Genomic DNA, 6,165 nt, shown 5'->3' with positions numbered 1-6,165 from the left:
GACCGGACTTTTGCAGTGGGAAACCCCGGCAGCGAAGAAGTGATTGCCAAAGTAACCTACCAATATAAAACCACTGCGGGCAAACCTGTGGTTACTGCATTGCTGAATTATACCGATGCGGGTGGACTACCGCTTACAGACAAAGAAGTACGGTATGAGATCATGGCCAACCACGAGGCGATAGCGAGTGAAAAAGCAAAAACGGATGCCAGTGGAAACGTCACCATAAATATGATTAACGATCAGACCTCCAACCTGAAAGGTGCGTACATCCGCACCACGATTGTTACGGAAAAGAAGAAAAAGATCGAAAAGAGTTTCCCCATCAAGGCGGCACTTTCGCAAAGCGATGTGCAGTTCTTTCCCGAAAGTGGAGATCTGGTAAACGGCCTCACTTCGAGGGTAGCTTTTAAAGCAGTGGGTGTTGACGGTACAGGAGTAAACATTAAGGGAAGCATTACCGATAACCAAGACCAAGAGGTCGCCCAACTGGAAAGCATGCATGCAGGCATGGGTACTTTCAACTTAAAACCCGAAGCCGGGAAAACCTACAAAGCGCGGATAAAGTATCCCGATGGATCGGAAACGATTATCAACCTGCCCAAAGCGGCAGACGAAGGCTATGTACTGGCGGTTTACCAAACAGAAGGCGACAGTTTGCTCGTGAGGATAAATGCTTCGACAAAATCATTAAACCAAACTGTAAACCTGATTGCCCAGACAGGTGGTGAAACCATCTATGCCTCACCAGTCAAAATAAGTAGGCCGATTACATCGCTTTGGCTAAAAAAGGCAAACTTTCCAAGCGGCATCGCGCAATTCACGCTGTTTGACAACCAGGGACAGCCGATCAACGAAAGGATCGCTTTCCTCAAGAATCGAGACCAGATGCAGCTGAAGATCGGCACGGCCAAACCAACCTATAAAACCCGGGAAAAGGTGGAGATCCAACTGGATGCAAAAGACCAGAAGGGCAAAGCGGTAGCTGGAAGCTTTTCTGTATCGGTGATAGATGAAAGCAAAGTGCCGATAGACGAAACATTGGAAAGTACCATCTTTTCCAACATCCTGTTGACCTCCGATTTGAAGGGCTACATAGAAAAACCCAATTACTATTTTGCCACAGAAAGCGAAGTGGTAAACAAAGCACTGGATAACCTGATGCTTACACAGGGCTACCGGCGGTTTACATGGAAAGAAGTCTTGAGCGGTAAACCGGGCGAGCCTATTTTCAAGGCTGAAAAACTGTCGACCGAAATTGCGGGAAAAGTGCTCTCGCTGAGCGGCAAGCCGTTTCCCAATGCCAAGGTTACGCTGATGTCGTTAAAGGCCGGCATTGTACGAGACACGACGACAAATGCACAGGGAAGATTCCGATTTGACAAGTTGGTATTATCCGACAGCTTAAAGTTCAGCGTACAGGCAAGAACGGCAAAGAATGGGAAGAACGTGGAAATCGTCCTTGACAAAGTGCCGGCTCAAATCCTCACACCAAACAAAAACATTGGCGACATCAATACCGACATTGCGGAAAGTACGAAAGAATATTTGGCCAATACCAAAAAGGAGTTTGCGATATTGGAACGGACGGGCAAGTTGAACCGGGTTCAACAGTTGAGGGAAGTGCTTATCAAGGGAACCAAGAAAGAAAATCAGTACAGCATGCAAGGGAGTATCAGAATCCCATCAGTCTCTGTGGATCAGACCTACATTATCCCGAGCCCAGAACTTTGTGCCAATCTAGGAGTCTGCCTGCAAGGAATGCTGGCAGGAGTTGTTTTTCAACCAGCCAAAGATTTGGCTTGTACAGTTATAAACTGGCCATGGGCAAGAGTGCAAGGTGGACTTGTTCCTATGCAGGTTATACTTGATGGCCGTAGAATAACCGATTGTATAGAAGTTTCGGAGATATTTGATAACAATGTAATAGATCCCACCGATATTGTTAAAATTGAAGTGGTCAGATCGAGCATTGCGATGACCCGATTTTTGGGAGGGCCTTCCATTCTGATTTTTACGAAAAGAGGATGGGTGCGTAAAAAGTACGATCCTTCCATGGCCAACATTTCTCCAAAAGGTTTCAACAATACGAGAGCTTTTTACTCGCCGCGTTATGATGTACCTGAAACCGCCACCCAAATGCCAGATTTCAGATCTACCATATATTGGAACCCGAACGTGATAACCAGCTCAGATGGCAGCGTAAAGTTTGATTTCTTTAATGCAGACGATCCGGGAAATTACAGCGTGGTGGTTGAAGGGATCAATGCGGCAGGGGAACTGGGCAGACAGGTGTATAGGTATAAAGTGGAATAAATCTTAACTTCTTATGAATAACAATTTTACACTCATTAAAAAGACAGCCGGCATCCTGCTATTTTTATGTGGTATCTTTTGCCTTTTTGCTTTTGCCCGCCATCCCGCTGACGACCTTGTAGACAAGATCGCAGCTTCTCTGAACACCTGGCATTAATCTCGTTGGCTTTCTGCAAAGAAACTAGCGCCAACATCCTCAAATTGGTTATGGATCTCAGACACATCAGAATAATCAAAATCTCGCGGTGAAGATAAAAAAGGGTTATACCATTTTTTCAACTATAATGCGCGATTATGCTTCGGCTGTAGCTACATCCGCCGGTCTTGAATGCTTACAGTATTTTTACAGGTAAACAAGAAGTGATTAAAGGGGCTATCCCCGTATATAAAGCGATTGAAATCAGATTAAATAAATGTGTATCTATTGACGTGGTGTCTCAAAAATAGGTCTCCTAAAAATATCTCCTAAATTTTGATAAACGACTATTTGCCTGTACACATTTACGTTAAAAATGCAGATGAAGAAGCGAAATGTGAAGTTGAGAATGTACTCTTCGTTTCGAATAAGGGACTAAAGGAAACAGACTTTGCATTGGCTTCGGCCATTATTTAAGAGAACAAAGAAATTATTATGAATAAATGGAACGAATGCCATGGAAAATGAGAGTTTTAGGGTATGGTTTGAGGACGAAAAAATTTTCATTCAGACCGGCAGTGGGGAGAAAAAAAGCCATCCACTTAGCTGGTTTCCTAAACTACAAAACGCAAGTAGGGAAGCTTTTGAAAACTTTACTTTATCGCCTTTCGGCATTCATTGGGAAGAACTCGACGAAGATTTAAGTTTTAAGGGGTTTTTTAGTTTTTCTAAAGAAGTGAAGGCTTAGTAGATAAATGTTTCATACATTTAAATACGATGAAGACAAATTTTCAGTAACTTTAATAAAATTTTCAAAGATGGTTATCGGAGAAAAAGCAAAAGTAAATCCCGTTTTAAGTGGATTGTCAGATTGGTTAGAGGGCGTAATTATCAAAATTTTTAAGAATCCTTTTTTAGGTGAGGAAGTAGCCGTTAGGGACGATAAAGAACAAATTTATTACGGAGAAAAAAAATATTTTAAGGAGCTTAAGAATGTTTGCAATTAGTTTCGATATGCTGATTTCAGATTTCAAGCAAATTATGGCGAGCCATGCAATAATGCTTATTTCGAAATCGCTGTTATTTTAGAAAAGTTTGAATTTTTTAGAGGCCAGGGAGTTTATATTTATCTACAAAAAACGATATGGCCAATCTTTTAAGGGCTATCAACGCGCTTAAAGGTGCCGAGTGTTTCAGTAATCTTGTTAGGGACATTCGAGCATTTCGAATGGAGGATTGGTCGGACTTTACTGAATTCTTAAAGGAAGCTTAAAATGTCCGCATAAAAACCACCTACCCTGCAGGCACTCCTCCGAAGGAGTGTGATTTAAAACTTCTCCGTTAAATATTTCCAATAACGTTTTGGTACATGTTGCAAGTGCAACCTCGTATTTTTTCTCGCTTTGATGTTGGTATTTTTGAAATAAGTTTTCCATAAACTTTGGTAGAGGTCTTCATCTTTAGCCAACATTTCTAATCCTTTCTGACTATTTTTAACCTCGTTAAAATCCATGTGGACATATTCAACACTTTGCAAATCGTAGAAAATGCCATAATGTCTTTTTTGGTCGAATATTAGCCATTTTTGGTCTTGGTAGCGTTGCTGAAAATGACTCATAATAAGCGGGAGCACATTAAAATCGGGTTCAATTTCTGAGAAGTAAATGTCATCGCAGGTAAGTTTGAAGCGCACGAAAGCTTCCATCCTGTGTTTTTCTCGTCCGATCATTTTAACTTGTTGCGCTAATTTTAAAACCGATGGGTCGGCCATATTCTGTAATACATTGTCATTTGGGTTTTTGAGCACATATTTTATCACCGCTAACAAATGAATCTCACAATCTTCTTTTTCTGTGAGGATGGAGCAGAGCAATTGATGAATGCCTTTTTTGCCTATAATGGCAAACAGTTTCTTAAAAACCCGTTCTGATTTTACACTATCGGTCGTTACGATTTTTGCATTTATAAACAAAAGCGGCAATGGCGCACTTTCTTTCACAATTTGAACTGGCGTCAATTTATATTCGTATACTTCGAACACGGCGGTTAGAAAACCCTCAAAACTTCCATCGTAAATTAGAACATGCATTAGAATAAAGAAAGTTGTGGTTTAAAATCTTCTGCATATTTGCTTTTTACCGTTTTCAAAATCACCGATTTTAAATTTGGACTATCTAATTTGCTGTAGGTTGCTTGGAATTGGTTAAAGCAAATAAAATGACTTGCACGATTTAGCGCAACACCCATTTTTTTAAGATGTGTGGCGTTTAACGAACAAAATTTACGTGCTGAAACAATTTTCCAAGCAGATTTTACGCCAATGCCGGGCACTCTTAAAATTGCTTCCAGATCAGCATTCTGAATATTTATAGGGAAAAAGGATTGATTTCGAAGTGCCCAAGCTAATTTCGGATCCATATCTAAAGCCAAAAACGGATCTTTGGGGTCTAAAATTTCAGCTGCTTTAAACCCATAAAAACGCATCAACCAGTCTGCTTGATACAATCTATTTTCTCTAATTACCGGAACCTTGCTTTGTAGAGATGGAAGCCTGGAATCATCACTAACCGGAATGTAACCAGAATAATAGACCCGTTTAAGGTTATAGTCTTTGTAAAAATTATTGGCTATTGCAATCACTTCTAAATCTGTTTCTGGCGTGGCGCCAATAATGACTTGAGTACTTTGACCGCCCGGAGCAAATTTGGGCGTAGATTTAAATAGTTTTTTCTCTGCTTTGTAAGCGATGATTTCTTTGTTTACAAAATTCATCGGGCCAGTCATGTCTTTGTGGTTTTTATCTGGCGCCAATAATTTTAGTCCTGCTTCAGTTGGCAGTTCTATATTTACGCTTAATCGATCTGCGTACAATCCTGCTTGTCGCATCAATTCATTTGACGCTCCAGGAATGCTTTTTAAATGAATATATCCGTTAAAATTTTCTTCTAATCGAAGTTTCTTGGCCACTGAAACCAATCGCTCCATGGTGGTGTCGGCGTCTTTAAAAATGCCAGAACTCAGAAATAATCCTTCGATGTAATTTCTGCGGTAAAAATTAATGGTAAGGTCGACTACTTCTTGTACGGTGAAAGCTGCTCGCTTAATGTCGTTGCTTTTTCGAGTAACACAATAGGCACAGTCGAAGATACACACATTGGTCAGCAGAATTTTGAGCAAACTTACACATCTGCCGTCTTCGGTATAAGAGTGGCAAATGCCCATTCCTGTAGCATTTCCCAAACCCTTATCCTTATTTGCTCTTTTGCTTCCGCTGGAGGAGCAGGAAACATCGTATTTTGCTGCATCGGCAAGGATGCTTAGTTTTTCTGTAATACGCTCAAAATTCATCGTCAAATATACTAATATTGTTAGTTTTAAAACTAAAATAATTAGTAATTTGTTTTAATAAAAGTTTGTATTTGACATGGAAAATAGAATTTTCATACCCTTGTTTGGGGGAACTTCTTGTTTTTCTACCGCAGATAAGTTGCGTTAACGGGCGAAGCGGCATCTTTAATTGGCCCCTTAAAGCCAATTAAAGATACAATGGACAGCGTATAAAAACGCCCAAATAATCCTCAATAGAATAAGTCGAGCTAGGTTATAAATCCTATTTTTATAATTTGGGCGTTCCCCTGAAGAGGGTCGCGCTTTACGTTGCAATCTTTTTGCTCGTTCCTCGCAAAAAGGATTTCCTCTGCAATCGCTAACCA

At 40.6% G+C, this 6,165-nt stretch carries 6 protein-coding genes; 4 read left to right on the top strand and 2 right to left on the bottom strand.

Features of this window, described 5'->3' with window-relative positions; all coding sequences use genetic code 11:
* The 4 genes from ACVWYG_RS19120 to ACVWYG_RS19105 form a co-directional block, all read left to right on the top strand.
* Positions 1-2,316 (top strand): carboxypeptidase regulatory-like domain-containing protein (locus ACVWYG_RS19120; protein WP_457272655.1); only part of this gene is annotated, 2,316 nt, incomplete at its 5' end.
* A 472-nt stretch (positions 2,317-2,788) separates the two neighbouring features.
* Entirely contained in the window at positions 2,789-2,929 is a 141-nt protein-coding gene (locus ACVWYG_RS19115) for a hypothetical protein (RefSeq protein ID WP_457272653.1), read from the top strand.
* A gap of 40 nt (positions 2,930-2,969) precedes the next feature.
* Positions 2,970-3,200 carry a DUF2442 domain-containing protein gene (locus tag ACVWYG_RS19110; RefSeq protein ID WP_457272651.1) on the top strand — a complete coding sequence of 77 codons (231 nt, stop codon included), beginning with the start codon at positions 2,970-2,972 and terminating at the stop codon, positions 3,198-3,200.
* A gap of 70 nt (positions 3,201-3,270) precedes the next feature.
* Positions 3,271-3,459 (top strand): hypothetical protein, encoded by a 189-nt coding sequence (locus ACVWYG_RS19105; protein ID WP_457272649.1) that lies wholly within the window; start codon positions 3,271-3,273, stop codon positions 3,457-3,459.
* A 320-nt stretch (positions 3,460-3,779) separates the two neighbouring features.
* Here the strand turns inward: ACVWYG_RS19105 and ACVWYG_RS19100 are convergent, their stop codons facing one another.
* On the bottom strand, positions 3,780-4,541 hold the full coding sequence (locus ACVWYG_RS19100; protein WP_457272647.1) for a TIGR03915 family putative DNA repair protein: 762 nt from the start codon (positions 4,539-4,541) through the stop codon (positions 3,780-3,782).
* The gene (locus tag ACVWYG_RS19095) at positions 4,541-5,800 is read right to left on the bottom strand and encodes a putative DNA modification/repair radical SAM protein (RefSeq protein ID WP_457272645.1); all 1,260 of its coding nucleotides are present in this window, start codon (positions 5,798-5,800) and stop codon (positions 4,541-4,543) included. The genes ACVWYG_RS19100 and ACVWYG_RS19095 overlap by 1 nt, the downstream gene beginning before the upstream one ends.
* Positions 5,801-6,165: the final 365 nt, after the last annotated feature.

Source organism: Pedobacter sp. UYEF25 (assembly GCF_054061655.1).
This window is presented reverse-complemented; position numbering and strand designations above follow the sequence as displayed.

Bases quoted from the DNA above. Each gene is read 5' to 3' on its own strand.
- ACVWYG_RS19105 (WP_457272649.1), top strand. From the start codon at position 3,271: ATGGTTATCGGAGAAAAAGCAAAAGTAAATCCCGTTTTAAGTGGATTG.
- ACVWYG_RS19110 (WP_457272651.1), top strand. From the start codon at position 2,970: ATGGAAAATGAGAGTTTTAGGGTATGGTTTGAGGACGAAAAAATTTTC.
- ACVWYG_RS19095 (WP_457272645.1), bottom strand. From the start codon at position 5,800: ATGAATTTTGAGCGTATTACAGAAAAACTAAGCATCCTTGCCGATGCA.
- ACVWYG_RS19100 (WP_457272647.1), bottom strand. From the start codon at position 4,541: ATGCATGTTCTAATTTACGATGGAAGTTTTGAGGGTTTTCTAACCGCC.